Raw genomic sequence first — 13,843 nt, forward strand, 5'->3', positions numbered from 1 at the left:
CGTTAAAGAAAATGCCGCGAGCGCAGATTTTTTTCTGGCTCGCCGTGGCTGCGAAATCGTTGTGGGGGACACACAGGTAATAACATTCTCGACTGGCAAAATATCATCCGTGTTTTAATTTTGCACTTTCAACGGCTTTTGCGCATTTCCTGATCCAGTTGTTGGCTGACCGCATCCGCCGGTGTGGCATAGGGTGCCAGCCATTGATACAGCACCGGGATAATGAACAAGGTCAGCACGGTGGCAAACAATAACCCCCCGAGTATCACTACGCCGATGGTAAAACGACTTTCCGCACCAGCGCCGGTGGCCAGCACCAACGGCACAGCACCGAAGATAGTGGAGACCCCTGTCATCAATACTGGCCGAAAACGCACGATAGCACCTTCGTAGATAGCGTCTTTAACGCTGCGCCCCTGATCACGAAGCTGGTTGGCGAATTCCACAATTAGGATGCCATTTTTCGCCATCAGCCCGAGTAACATGATCATGCCAATCTGACTGTAAATGTTCAGGCTGTCACCGGTAATACTGATCGCAATTACCGCACCTGCTAACGCCAGTGGCACCGTGAGCATGATAATTAACGGATGAATCCAACTTTCAAACTGGGCGGCCAGCACTAAAAACACGATCACCAACGCCAATGAAAAAGTCACCAAAATCGCTGACGCCGATTCCTTCAGTTCCTCGGCCATACCCTTGTAGCCAATACGCGCTTGCAGCGGTAACCGCTCCTTCGCTTTCGCTTCCACATAGCGCATGGCGGTGGCGAGGTCATAGCCATCGGCCAGATTGGCAGACAAAGTGATAGCCGGTAACCGGTCCACCCTGCGCAGCTCTGGTGCATCACCAGTGGTCGTCAGATTTACCACACTGGAGAATGGTACCAACCCACCATTGTCACTGCGCAGATAGATCGGCAGCACGTCCTCGGGAACTTCACTGGCGCTCTTTTCCGCTTCCAGTAGCACATCGTATTCCCTCCCCCGGTCCACATAGGTGGATACGGTGAGGGTGGCAAACATGGCCTGCAGGGTAGTGCCCACATCGGTGGCTGTGATCCCCAAATCTGCCGCCCGTTCACGATTCAAATTCACATCCAGCTGCGGCTGGGTCTGCTCAAAATCAGTATCGATGCTGATCAAGTTGGGGTTTTCGCGCAGGGCCGCCATCAGAGTCTCGCTCCAAGCCAGCACCTGCTCATAGTCCGGCCCGGCCACCACCACTTCCAAAGCCTGGTCGAAGGCACTTTGCCCCAACCCCGGCGGATTGACCGCAAAGGCACGCAAGCCGGTGACTTGGGACAGTTGGCCGCGTAACTCGCTAACAATTTCCTGCTGAGTGCGTTCACGCTCTTGCCAATCTTTTAGCCGCACAATGGTAAACGCCCGCTCCGGCACACCACGAAAACCGATAATTGCCAGCACCCGCTCTGCCTCCCCCTTTTCCACCAGAGGGATCAGAATTTTTTCCAGTGCCCGAGTATGGTGCGCACCGTATTCCACGGTGGAGCCCTGCGGTGAGGTAGCAGGAATAATAAACACGCCGCGATCTTCCGTAGGCGCCAGCGCTTGGGGGAGCTGCCGAAATAATAACGCTGCCACCAAACACAGCAGCACACACCCTAGCGCCAACGGCCAAGGGCTTTTCAACGTTCGTTGCAGAGCATTGGCGTAGGCTTGGTTTAACCGGGTAAGCCCGCGTTGAAGAACGTTGCTCTGGCCCTGCCTTTCTTTATGACTGTGGCGGTGCAGCCAGCGTGAACACAACATCGGAGCCAAGCTCAGCGCCACGATGCTGGAAATAATCACCGCCGAGGCCAGTGTAAAACCAAACTCACTAAACAGCCGGCCCACATCGCCTCCCATAAAGGAGATGGGCACAAACACCGCTACTAATGTCAGCGTCGTGGCCACCACAGCAAACGCAACCTGACGGGCACCGAGATACGCTGCCACCAGCCGTGACTCACCTTCGTCGATACGACGCTGAATGTTTTCCAGCATCACAATGGCATCGTCCACCACCAGGCCAATGGCCAGTATCAACGCCAGCAAAGTCAGTACGTTGATGGAAAAATCCATCACCCCGAACCCGATAAAAGCACCAATCACAGACACTGGAATAGTCACCGCCGGAATCAAGGTAGCCCGCAGGTTACCCAGGAAGGCAAAAATCACCGCTATCACCAGTACCACGGAAATGCCCAGGGTAATCAGCACTTCACGAATAGAGGCCCGAATAAACAAGGACTCATCAGAATTGATGTCTAGCTGGATATCCGCCGGCAGGTTGTCACGCACGGCCACAATTTCTTCGCGCACCCGGTCTGATACTGCTACCGTGTTGGCTTTAGACTGACGCACCACACCTAGCCCAATAGCCGTTTGGCCATTAGCACGGAGCACCGAATCATCGTTTTCCACGCCCAGCGCCACCCGCGCCACATCCCCTAAGCGCAACAAATAATCCCCCTGACGGCTAACCACCAGGTTTTCAAAAGCCTGCACCGTGGCCAGACGATTATCTGCGCGAATGGTAAAAGCCCGGGATTCCGATTCCAGCTTACCCGCCGGCAGCTCCACATTATTGTTACGCAGAGCCTGCTCGATATCGGTGACGGTAACCTGATTGGCCGCCATACTCTGGCGATCCAGCCACACCCGCATGGCATAACGGCGCTCACCGCCGATAATCACTTCCGACACACCATCGAGCATCGCAAAGCGGTCCACCAATGATCGTTCAGCAAAGTCCGTGAGTTCCTGGGGAGCTAGGCTACTGCTGGTCAACGTAACCCAGATAATGGGCCGAGCATCTGCATCGGCCTTGGCGATAACCGGGGATTCAGCTTCTTCAGGTAAACGGTTTAGCACCCGAGACACCGCATCACGCACGTCATTGGCGGCGATATCCACATCCCGCTCAAGGGTAAATTCTACCGTTGTGCGGGCGGAACCCAGCCGACTACGCGACTCAATCTTACGCACCCCTTCCACTCCGGAAATCGCGCCTTCAATAACCTGAATAATCTGGGTATCGATGACTTCCGGCGCGGCACCAGCGTAATCCACACTGACCGACACTTCCGGCGGGTCGATATCCGGATATTCCCGGATTGGCAATTTTAGCAAGGCGCTAACGCCAAACACCACGATCAGCAGGCTGATAACGGTGGCAAAGACCGGTCGTTTAATAGAAACATCCGACAGGATCATGCCGCCGCCTCATTAACAGCCGAATCATTCGGTTGCGGCTCCCCAAAGGGAGCATCGTCTGCTGGCTCCGAGTTCAGCAACACCCGCTGGCCGGGCAGCAATGCCTCCGGATCATCAATCACCTTTACCGGCTGACCGCTGCCGAGCCGGGAGTGGCCATTGACGACTACGTCCGGTTTATCCGTTAGGCCACTGGTGACTTCCACCCAGCCATCACGGCGCCCGCCCAAGGTAACCGGATGACGCCGCGCCCGGTTATCCTTGCTCACGGTGAACACATAGCTCTGCGCGCCCTGGGTGATAACTGCCTGCTCCGGCACCAGCAAGGCATCGCGTTGCGCTAATTGCACAGACACTCGCAAAAACTGCCCAGGCAATAACTGGCCCTGAGGATTATTCAATCGCGCACGCACAGTGAGGCTACGGCTGCTACTGTTCACTCGCGAATCCAGATGGGTAATGCTCCCTTCAAAGGCCTGATTTTCAAACGCTGAATTGCGGATCTGCACCGGCAAACCAACAGCCAACTTAGCCAAGTAGCGTTCTGGTATCTGGAAATCCACTTCCAAATGCCCCACATTATCCAGCGTCGTGATCGGATCACCGGTCTGCAGATAAGCGCCAGGGTCCACCTGTCGAAGACCCAACACGCCGGCAAATGGGGCGCGGATGGTATGGTCACTGAAATTGGCGCGGGCGACATCCCGGCTGGCTTCAGCGGCTTCCAAAGTAGTGCGGAACGTATCTACCTCGGACTGGGAAATGGCGCGCCGATCCACCAATTGCTGGCCACGACGATAGTCGTCCTTGGCACGCTGGTACTCCGCTTCAGCGCGAGCGAGTTCAGCGCGGGCGTTGCGGTCATCCAAGGTCACCAGCAATTGCCCGCGCGTGACTTGCTGACCCTGCTGGAAGTGGATTTCCGCTACCCGCCCTGGTACTTCTGCCAACAGCACAACGGCCTGAGCAGCACGAGCGGTGCCCACAGCTTCTACCCGGTCATAGAGAGGACGCTCGATACTCGGCGCTAAGTTCACCGCCGTCGGCGGGCGCGAGCCCATGGGCGCCTGTTCCGTGGGCCAAAACCACCACACAGCAACCCCCACCAGTACTAACAGCACCAGCCCCGCGATAATCCGCGCCATGCCACTCTCCATTATTTTCATTCAAACCGAGACTGATTGAAGCACATCAGTGTAACGTTAAATTATGCAAGCAATGTGTAGCACGCCTTAAAGGACCGCTGAAAACCCCTTGCATGCTGCGTCTTTCAGGCTGGGGGACAATCTGCACCCACACGAGGCAAAGAAAGCACGATTTTCAAGATGTTCCCTACGAAGGAGCTAAATACGACCATGCATCCATCCATAGAAAACGACGCTTTACGATAAAAAAGAAAAGCCCACCAAAATGGCGGGCTTTGTATCTTAGCGCTTGGCCTATTGCGTCTAGCTAAACCATTTCGGCACGCATCTTTTTCTTGTCGAGTTTACCTACGGATGTTCTTGGTAACTCATCAACGAAGATCACTCGATCGGGAATCCCGTAACGGCTGATCACACCCTTCTCGGCATAATCAGCAACCAGTGCCTTGATGCTGTCTTCATCGACTTCACCATTTTTTACCACCAGCGCCACCGGGCGCTCGCCCCATTTTTCATCGGGCACGCCAACCACCGCGCACTCGCCTGCGCCGGGATGCTGTAGTACTAGGCTTTCTAGGTCGATGGAAGACACCCATTCACCGCCCGTCTTGATCACATCCTTGATACGGTCGACGATTTTCAACCAACCGTCATCGGACATCACCGCTACGTCACCGGTATGCAACCAACCACCGTGCCACAACTCTTCAGATTTTGCCGGATCTTTCAGGTAACCCTGAGTCAGCCACGGGGCGCGCACGACCACTTCACCCTGGCTCTCACCATCGTGGGGCACGTCATTCATTTCTCCATCGACAATACGCAACTGCACCATGGCTACCGGGCGGCCTGTGCGGGTGCGGTAATCCACCTGGGTCTCCAGGCCCGCCTTTTCCAGTTCTGGGGTCAACAGAGCCAGGGTCAACAGCGGGCAAGTTTCGCTCATACCGTAACCGGTGTAGATATCGATGCCGCGTTTAAGCGCTTTCGTGGCCATCGCCTTGGGCAAGGCGGAACCACCAATAATGACTTTCCAGCCGCTCAGATCGACGCTCTCGGCCGCTTCCGACTGCAATAACATTTGGATGATCGTGGGCACACAGTGTGAAAAAGTGACTTTGTGGGTGGCCAGCAGCCGGAGCAAAGTGGCCGGCTCATAGCGACCCGGATAGACCTGCTTTACACCCATCAAGGTCGCCATGTACGGAATGCCCCATGCATGCACATGGAACATGGGCGTGATCGGCATATAGACGTCATTTTCATTGAAGCGCCCTTGCCCGACACCGGCAATAGTATTGCGAGCAGCAAAAGTATGCAGCACCAGCTGACGGTGGGAGAAATACACTCCCTTGGGCAGACCCGTGGTGCCGGTAGTGTAAAAAGTGGTGGCGCGGGTGTTTTCGTCCAGCTCAGGGAAATCGTACTGAGCCGGCGCCTTGGCCAGCAGCTCTTCGTATTCACCCGCTAACGGCAGGCTGTCACTCCCTTTCACCCCACTGTCGTCGAGTAGGATGTAGGTTTTCACCGTTTCGATACGGTCTTTAATCTCTTCCAGGGTCGACAGAAATTCACTGTTAACCAGGATCGCATCATCTTCGGCGTGGTTGATGGTGTAAAGAATCTGCTCCGGGCTTAGGCGTACATTCACTGTATGCAGCACGGCACCCATCATCGGGATGGCAAAAAATGCTTCTAGATAACGGTTAGTATCCCACTCCATCACCGCCACCGTATCGCCGGGCTTGACGCCTTGGGCTGCCAACACACCCGCCAAACGGTGTATTCGCTCATTTAATTCACGATAGGTTAAAGTGCGATCACCATAAGTAATGGTCTGATCCGGGGACTTGAGTACTCCGGCTGCGAGAATATGGTTGATGACTAAGGATGACTCCACCGCAGAGTCGCTGCGAGTGATGTTCACTTGACTACTCATAACTTGCTCCGTTCCCTTGTTATTCTGCCGTTCACGGGAAGGACCCCCCTACCCGTTAGTATGACTGACGCTCAGTACTGCCATAAATCCGAACTTGGGCCATCCGCCGCCAGGCCGCTAGGTTACCAAATCCCACCCAGGTAGACACCCCGCCGAACGCTCACTTCAAGGAATCACTTCCAATGATTATGTTCTGCAAGTAGTAATGTACCCAGGGATAAACGCAATCATCCTTTTAAAGGATGCGTCAGGTCCTTTGGATCCAGCAGCTGCTCTAATTTCTGCCTAGATAGACCAGACTGTTCTTCGGCTACCTCCAGTACCGGCCTGCCGCTAGCAAACGCTTCTTTAGCAATTTTCGCTGCTTTTTCATAACCAATCACAGGGTTCAGGGCCGTGACTAAAATAGGGTTCTTACCCACCCCTTCAGCCAATCGAGCTTCATTGAAAGTCATCCCTTTAATCGCTCGCTCAGCCAGATTAGTGCAGCTATTGCCTAACCACTCTGTCATATCCAACAAGTTACTGGCCACCAGCGGTAACATCACATTGAGCTGGAAATTGCCGCTCTGGGCGGCAATAGCATTGGCCTGATCCAAACCCATAACCTGAGTTGCCACCATAGTGGCAGACTCACAAATAACCGGGTTCACTTTGCCAGGCATAATCGACGAACCCGGCTGAGTAGCCGGTAATTGAATCTCACCAAGCCCATGAGTAGGCCCGGAATTCATCCAGCGCAAATCGTTACTGATCTTCATCAACACCACAGCAATACCACGCAGCGCTGCCGATAATGCCAACGGACCATCCAGCGCGCTCTGCGCTACAAAGGGGTGCGGTAAGGCCCGAAATGCCAGGCCAGTTTCATCTGCTAGCTTGCTGGCAAAGGTCTCACCGAACGCTGGATGCGCGTTGATGCCACTCCCCACGGCCGTCCCCCCTTGGGGTACGGCCAACAAGGCGTCGCGCGCACCGGCCACACGCCCGCAAGCATCCTGCAACTGCATCGCCCAGGTTTGCAGTTCCTGCTCGACCGTCACTGGCATAGCATCCATAAGGTGGGTGCGCCCGGTTTTCACCGTCTCCCGATGCTCCCGAGCGCGCAGTCCCAGCTCGACGATCAGCTGCTCCAGCGCAGGAATCAGGTGTTCGGTCACGGCTAACGCCGCAGACACATGGATGGCGGTGGGAATAGTGTCGTTACTGCTCTGTCCCAAATTCACATCATCATTGGGATGAATCGAAGCCCCCGCTTCTTCGCACAGATGAGCAATCACCTCATTAACGTTCATATTGGTGCTAGTGCCGGAACCCGTTTGAAAGATATCAACAGGAAACTGATCGCCATGGTGACCCGCCAACAAGTCATTACAGGCCCCAACAATGGCCACTGCTTTATTGGAAGGCAATTCTCCCAGCTCCCGGTTTGCTTCAGCCGCACAACGCTTAATGTGCACCACCGCCTGAATAAACCGTGGCGGAAGCGTGCGGCCGCTAATAGGAAAGTTATCCACCGCCCGCTGTGTCTGTGCCCCCCAGCGAGCTCTACTTGGAACCGCTATCTCTCCCAAGGAGTCCGTTTCGATGCGAGTATCAGAGTGATCCGTGGACATGGTCTGCCTCCTGCCAACATTAAAAACTCGTTCGGTCTTATGATGGCACGGCAACAAGCCAGATTCATTAGAAGTGCAATCAACACATATACCGTTTCGGCAACCCGCTGAAAGCTTATTCCGCCTGCATGGAAAGCAGGCTCTGCGCAATATCCTCGGCTAACAACTTCAACTCTTCCTGATCACCGGATCGTTGGGCAAATGCACGTAACCCCATCACTTCACACTGCAGTCTTCGTGCTAAACGATCCGGCTGATGAGCAGAAAGATCCGGATCTCGAATTTGCCCTGCTTCATGTGCCTCAGTAAAAGCTTGCCGAAAAATACGTTCCATATCGGCCAACCGCGTTTCAATTTTTCTCTGCAGTGCAGGCGTTTCATCTCCGGTTTCCAATAAACCTTTTACTAGCATACATGCCCGAGAAGGCGGGTTTATGTCGCGCAGATTACCTAGTTCATGTACATAATCTGCCAAGCCCTCAAGAGGAGTGCCCTTTTCTTTCAATTTTTCGAGAAAACCTCTGCCTATAGTTCCGGCATACAGATCCAACGCCTGGCTGTAGAGCGACTCTTTATTGCCAAAAGCGGCATAAATACTACCCGGGCGCATATTCAGCGTGTGCTCAATATCTTTGAGCGTGGTGCCATGAAACCCTTTCTGCCAGAACAGAGTCATGGCCTTTTCCAGGCAATCTTGTCGATCATACGCCACTACTCTGGGCATAGATGCTCCCCCTTCACACAGATAATAAAAGAGTCTAACAATAGCTGAGTGATCACTCAAAATACTATTGCAGGTCATGATCACTATGTTAGGGTGGCACCGTTATTGAGTGGTTGCTCAAATATAAAACCGCTCAATTAACCGATACAAAGGAGCAATTATGACCGATTTCACTCTTCACACCGATGAAACAGCCCCCGAAGCTAGCTTGACCTTACTGAAAGAATCGCAAAAAAGCTTTGGTATGATTCCCAATCTGCATGCGGTAATGGCGGAAGCGCCAGGATTGTTAGAGGGGTATCAGAAACTGCACGCTCTTTTTCTAGAAACGAGCTTTACTGACGAAGAAGTGACGGTGGTATGGCAAACTATCAATGTAGAACACGCCTGCCATTACTGCGTCCCAGCCCATACCGGCATTGCCAAATCCATGGACGTTGACGATAGCATTACCAATGCATTGCGCGACAAAACACCGTTGCCCACCGACAAACTCGAAGCCTTGCGCGATTTCACTTTATCGGTGGTCCGTGATCGCGGTGAGGTGGATGAAAAAACGGTGCAGGCTTTCTTGGACGCAGGCTATGAAAAACGGCATATCCTGGAAATCATTCTCGGCGTGTCTCAGAAGGTGATGAGCAATTACACTAACCACCTGGCCAACACTCCAGTTGATAAGCCGTTCAAAAAATTTGAATGGCATGCCGATAGTACGCCATCATCTTAATGCAACGCCTTTACCTGCTTCACCCTTGACCGTGGGGCAGGTAAAGATTTCCCCTCGCTACTCGCGTCCCTCTCATGGCAATAAGCCTAACAAGCCCATAGTTACTCCCAAGAAAAAGCGTCGCTATGGTTAGCGGGTAACGTTGCTTGATTATTTACCGATACAAAATGATGAAAAAATACGACCTAAAAGATCATCCGCCGTAAATACTCCGGTGATCTCTTCTAGTGCCTTCTGAGCAGCACGAAGGTCTTCAGCTAACAATTCTCCAGCAGCCTGACCATGCAGTTGTTGCTCACCACTTTCCAATGCCATCAGCGCTTTCTCAAGAGCGGTAATATGGCGACGACGGGCAGAAAAACGGCTTTGGCCTTCCCCCTGATAACCCGCAACCTGCTTCAAATGGCCGCGCAACGCATCCAAGCCCTCGCCATTGGCCGCGGAAATCACAAAAGCCCCATCAGCACGCGGACCCGTTGATAATCCTGACAAATCGGCTTTATTGAGCACTACGGTTACCGGTAAGTCCAAATTTTCCAATTGCTGTTGGCTTTGCGGCAACAGATCGTGGAGATTGTGAATATCGTCTAGCGGATCACGGGAATCCACCATGACCAACAAACGATCAGCCTTACGCATTTCAGCGTAAGCGCGGCGGATACCCTCCTGTTCCACCACATCGGCACTGTCGCGTAGCCCAGCGGTATCAATCAGGTTCAAGGGCATACCATCCAACTGAATGGACTCACGCAGTACATCCCGAGTGGTGCCGGCAATATCAGTGACGATAGCCGCATCAAAACCGGCCAGAGCATTCATCAATGATGATTTTCCCGCGTTCGGTTTACCAGCAATCACCAAGGTCATACCTTCGCGTACCAACCGTCCTTGATTGGCTTCACCGAGCACCCGCAGGCACTGCTTGCGTACCGCCCTAAGATCACTAGCGACCTTACCATCAGACAGGAAGTCAATTTCTTCTTCCGGGAAATCGATGGCTGCCTCCACATAGATGCGCAGGCCAATCAGTGCTTCCACCAGTTGATTTACTTCAGCAGAAAAAACCCCTTGTAAAGAATGTAGCGCCGCCCTCGCGGAGGCAGCCGTGCCCGCATCAATCAAATCGGCGATAGCTTCCGCCTGGGTTAGATCCATCTTGTCGTTAAGGAAAGCCCGCTGGGAAAATTCACCGGCACGGGCCTGCCGAGCCCCCGCCTCAATACATGTGGCCACCAACATGTCTAAAATTACCGGGCCACCGTGCCCCTGCAACTCGACCACATCTTCCCCGGTAAAAGAGTGAGGGGCGGGAAAGCTGATCACCAAACCTTCATCCAGAACGTCACCATCCTGATTGCGAAAGCGACAAAAATGCGCCAACCGTGGGGAAAGTAACCGCTCACCAACAATGGATGACGCTATGCTTAGCGCCTGCGGGCCGGAAAGGCGTACCACACCGACACCGCCCCGCCCGGGAGCAGTAGCAATGGCAACAATGGTATCTGGAGACGAAGTGAGCATAGGCTGATTATAGAAAGCACTCGACGTTTGATGCTAGACGTGGCCAGAAAAGAGTAAAGCCGGTCGTGAGACCGGCTTTACTCTTTTCTGCAGCCAACGTCCTACGACGTGCGTCAGGCACTATTCTCAATATTACGGGTAATAATCCACTGCTGAGCAATAGACAAGATGTTGTTGGTTAGCCAATACAGTACCAACCCAGCCGGGAACCAGAGCATGAACACCGCAAAAATCATTGGCATCCACTTCATCACCTGCGCTTGAGTCGGGTCTGCCGGCGTCGGGTTTAGGCGGGTTTGCAAGAACATGGAGGCGCCCATCAGGATTGGCAGTACGAAGTACGGATCCATCACAGACAGGTCATTAATCCACAAGAAGAACGGCGCCTGACGCAGCTCCACCGATTCCAGCAGCACATAATATAGGGCGATAAACACGGGCATTTGCACAAGCATTGGCAAACAGCCGCCCAGCGGGTTGATCTTTTCCCGCTTGAACAGATTCATGGTTTCCATCTGCTGCTTTTGTTTATCGTTCTTATTCTGCTCCTTGATGCGCTGCATTTCCGGCGCAACCTTGCGCATTTTGGCCATGGAGCGATAGCTGGTGGCGCTGAGCTTAAAGAAGATAGCCTTGATGATTAAGGTCAACAAGATGATCGCCACACCCCAGTTACCCACACCGCCACCGATATCGATATCCATACCGAATACGGACACTTCTCCGCTTTGCAAGAACACCAACAAGGCAAAGATAGGCTGGGAGATAAACCACAACCAGCCATAGTCCACAGTCATGTTCAGCCCAGGACTGATGGCTTCCAGGTTATCTTGCTGCTTGGGCCCAGCATAGAACTCGGAGTACAACACCGATTCTTCACCCGGCTGTATGGTGGTATTAGGCGACACAAACCGCAGCAGGTACTGATCGCGAGACTTCAGGTAAACGCTGGAGTAATGGTTCTTTTGTTTGGCGTCAGGTATCCAGGCAGATACAAAGTAATGCTGCACCATGGCCAGCCAGCCGCCTTCCACGGTCTGGTCTAGCTTGACGTCGTCTTCGCTCATGTCGTCAAACGTGAGCTTGTTATACGGCTTGTCAGCACTCCAGTACGCAGCTCCAAGGTAGGTAGGCATGGGGGCAAACCCCGCTTTGGAGAGACCCGGGTCATCACGCCCATCGCGCTTGATCTGTCCGTACAAGGCGCCGGTCCAAGGGGTGCTGCCGTTATTGCGCACGATGTGGCTAACACGAATCAGATAGCTGCCTTTCTCGAAAGTATAACGTTTGATGATTTCTGCGCCGCTGTCCTGAGTAAGTGTCAGGTCAACGTTAAGTTCGTTATCCCCTTCAGCAAGTCGATAGCTTTGCTGGGCGCTATTCCAGTGCGGGCGGCCTTTGCTGGAGTCGGTGCCATTCTTGCCTACTAGCCCGCTCTGAGCCACATAAGTGCCATTGCTATTCTGATCCATCAACACAAAAGGTTGATCAGGGGTATCTACATGCTTGGGATAATCGGGCAATGCCAGGCGAACGATATCGCCCCCCACAGGATTGATTTCCACACGAAGAACATCCGTATTGACTTCAATACGCTGAGAAGAGGGTGTGGGTTGGGCAATATCTGCAGGTGAAACCGATGGCAGATCATTGTCGGACTGAGCCGAAGGAATGCTGTTGTCGGTTTGCGACTGTACCGAAGGCAAATCAGCACTATCTGAGGATGAAGAGTTTCCCTGTTCTGCCACCTGTTCAACAGGGACAGGGCTTGCAGTGTTTGCGTAATCTCGCTGCCAAGCCTGAATCATCAGGTATGAAACAACGGCAATGCCGGTAATAACTAAGGCGCGCTGGATTTCCATAGGAGGCTTATCTGTGGCATGAAAAACGGGCCGCAGTTTCTCAAGCTTGCCGGCACTTAGCAAGCAGCTTGTCAAATAGCCGAGTAATATCGAGGGTCACTTGGTTTGGATTCGGGTTTTCAATCCGACCACGAACCAGAAGAATAATGTCCAAACCGGCCAATTCCTGCTGTCGGCAGCGGAACTGTTCGCGTACTCGTCGTTTGATTCTCGCACGATCTACGGCGCGTTTGACGCGTTTTCGGCCTATTACCAAACCTAGTCTAGGATGCGGTTGGGAATTTCGGGTTACCAATAGCAAATAGCCACCTAAACCAACCTTCCACTCGGGTTGGTCAAAGACGGTTTGATATTGGGGCCCAGTAAGCAGGCGATGTTGGCGGGTAAAGGCCTGTGAGATTGGCACTGTTACCTCAGCCAGGAAAGCAAGGTGAAACGGTTGGCTTATGCAGCCAACCGTTTACGGCCCTTGGCACGACGAGCGGCCAAGATTTTACGGCCATTTTTTGTGGCCATACGAGCACGAAAACCGTGAGCACGTTTGCGCTTAAGTACGCTTGGCTGGAATGTGCGTTTCATGGCGTCTTCCCCATGGATTAGACAGCGATTAGAAGGGCGGCAAGTCTAGGGAACCAATGGGGCTGTGTCAACGTGCTTTTTTTCCTGCTCTTTGGAAGAAAAGAAATGGCTGTTAATAGATTTTATATATTTAAGTATTTATTGATTGTAGTAGTAATTATAGGCTTCGGCGTTTTCTGTGTGTAAGTGCTATATATTTATATTAATCAATATGTTGCGGTTTTTATAACTTGCGTATTAACCCGTTAGAGCTATGGGGGGAGTGTGTGGATGAGTTGTCATTAAATGTGGATATAAGTTGTTCGTGTAGTTATCCACCGGGTTGCACTGTGCTTCGCTAACAGGGTTGTAAGCCTAGTTATCCACAGGGGGGCGTTGTTAAAAAAAAGCCCTGTATCCTGTGGATAGGTGGGTGTCTGTAGGGGTAGAATGTTCGATTAGATTGGCCTTTGTGTCCTAGTAAAGGGCCCTTATGGCGAGTAATACATTGGATAACACAAGGCGGGTGC

The 13,843-nt window shown here is 52.9% G+C and carries 10 protein-coding genes; 1 reads left to right on the top strand and 9 read right to left on the bottom strand.

Annotated elements, in window-relative coordinates:
* Nucleotides 1–128: 128 nt before the first annotated feature.
* From ABO_RS14035 to ABO_RS14055, 5 genes are all read right to left on the bottom strand, one after another.
* The gene (locus ABO_RS14035; protein WP_011590016.1) at nt 129–3,221 is read right to left on the bottom strand and encodes an efflux RND transporter permease subunit; all 3,093 of its coding nucleotides are present in this window, start codon (nt 3,219–3,221) and stop codon (nt 129–131) included.
* Complete coding sequence (locus ABO_RS14040) at nt 3,218–4,366, bottom strand: efflux RND transporter periplasmic adaptor subunit (RefSeq protein ID WP_011590017.1); 1,149 nt, start codon at nt 4,364–4,366, stop codon at nt 3,218–3,220. The genes ABO_RS14035 and ABO_RS14040 overlap by 4 nt, the downstream gene beginning before the upstream one ends.
* A gap of 307 nt (nt 4,367–4,673) precedes the next feature.
* The gene (locus ABO_RS14045; RefSeq protein WP_011590018.1) at nt 4,674–6,305 is read right to left on the bottom strand and encodes a fatty acid--CoA ligase; all 1,632 of its coding nucleotides are present in this window, start codon (nt 6,303–6,305) and stop codon (nt 4,674–4,676) included.
* 227 nt (nt 6,306–6,532) lie between these two features.
* Nucleotides 6,533–7,921, bottom strand: coding sequence for a class II fumarate hydratase (locus tag ABO_RS14050; RefSeq protein WP_011590019.1), 1,389 nt, complete (start codon nt 7,919–7,921; stop codon nt 6,533–6,535).
* A 115-nt stretch (nt 7,922–8,036) separates the two neighbouring features.
* Nucleotides 8,037–8,597: a TetR/AcrR family transcriptional regulator gene (locus ABO_RS14055; protein WP_101235005.1), complete on the bottom strand. Its 561-nt coding sequence runs from the start codon at nt 8,595–8,597 to the stop codon at nt 8,037–8,039.
* A gap of 208 nt (nt 8,598–8,805) precedes the next feature.
* On the opposite strand from ABO_RS14055, the gene ABO_RS14060 reads away from it, so the two are divergent.
* Entirely contained in the window at nt 8,806–9,372 is a 567-nt protein-coding gene (locus ABO_RS14060; protein WP_011590021.1) for a carboxymuconolactone decarboxylase family protein, read from the top strand.
* A 150-nt stretch (nt 9,373–9,522) separates the two neighbouring features.
* Here the strand turns inward: ABO_RS14060 and mnmE are convergent, their stop codons facing one another.
* From mnmE to rpmH, 4 genes are all read right to left on the bottom strand, one after another.
* Nucleotides 9,523–10,893, bottom strand: a complete 1,371-nt coding sequence (mnmE, locus tag ABO_RS14065) for a tRNA uridine-5-carboxymethylaminomethyl(34) synthesis GTPase MnmE (protein ID WP_011590022.1) — start codon at nt 10,891–10,893, stop codon at nt 9,523–9,525.
* A 113-nt stretch (nt 10,894–11,006) separates the two neighbouring features.
* Nucleotides 11,007–12,755, bottom strand: a complete 1,749-nt coding sequence (gene yidC, locus ABO_RS14070; protein WP_011590023.1) for a membrane protein insertase YidC — start codon at nt 12,753–12,755, stop codon at nt 11,007–11,009.
* 40 nt (nt 12,756–12,795) lie between these two features.
* Nucleotides 12,796–13,161 (bottom strand): ribonuclease P protein component, encoded by a 366-nt coding sequence (rnpA, locus tag ABO_RS14340; RefSeq protein ID WP_011590024.1) that lies wholly within the window; start codon nt 13,159–13,161, stop codon nt 12,796–12,798.
* Nucleotides 13,162–13,199: 38 nt separating this feature from the next.
* Nucleotides 13,200–13,334, bottom strand: a complete 135-nt coding sequence (gene rpmH, locus ABO_RS14075; protein ID WP_011590025.1) for a 50S ribosomal protein L34 — start codon at nt 13,332–13,334, stop codon at nt 13,200–13,202.
* Nucleotides 13,335–13,843: the final 509 nt, after the last annotated feature.

Origin of the sequence: Alcanivorax borkumensis SK2, assembly GCF_000009365.1 — a bacterium.
Classification (GTDB): Bacteria; Pseudomonadota; Gammaproteobacteria; order Pseudomonadales; family Alcanivoracaceae; genus Alcanivorax; species Alcanivorax borkumensis.

What these genes read in the sequence shown, in the direction of transcription:
- ABO_RS14035 (WP_011590016.1), bottom strand. Translation starts at nt 3,221, where the DNA reads ATGATCCTGTCGGATGTTTCTATTAAACGACCGGTCTTTGCCACCGTT.
- ABO_RS14040 (WP_011590017.1), bottom strand. Translation starts at nt 4,366, where the DNA reads ATGGCGCGGATTATCGCGGGGCTGGTGCTGTTAGTACTGGTGGGGGTT.
- ABO_RS14045 (WP_011590018.1), bottom strand. Translation starts at nt 6,305, where the DNA reads ATGAGTAGTCAAGTGAACATCACTCGCAGCGACTCTGCGGTGGAGTCA.
- ABO_RS14050 (WP_011590019.1), bottom strand. Translation starts at nt 7,921, where the DNA reads ATGTCCACGGATCACTCTGATACTCGCATCGAAACGGACTCCTTGGGA.
- ABO_RS14055 (WP_101235005.1), bottom strand. Translation starts at nt 8,597, where the DNA reads ATGACTCTGTTCTGGCAGAAAGGGTTTCATGGCACCACGCTCAAAGAT.
- ABO_RS14060 (WP_011590021.1), top strand. Translation starts at nt 8,806, where the DNA reads ATGACCGATTTCACTCTTCACACCGATGAAACAGCCCCCGAAGCTAGC.
- mnmE (WP_011590022.1), bottom strand. Translation starts at nt 10,893, where the DNA reads ATGCTCACTTCGTCTCCAGATACCATTGTTGCCATTGCTACTGCTCCC.
- yidC (WP_011590023.1), bottom strand. Translation starts at nt 12,755, where the DNA reads ATGGAAATCCAGCGCGCCTTAGTTATTACCGGCATTGCCGTTGTTTCA.
- rpmH (WP_011590025.1), bottom strand. Translation starts at nt 13,334, where the DNA reads ATGAAACGCACATTCCAGCCAAGCGTACTTAAGCGCAAACGTGCTCAC.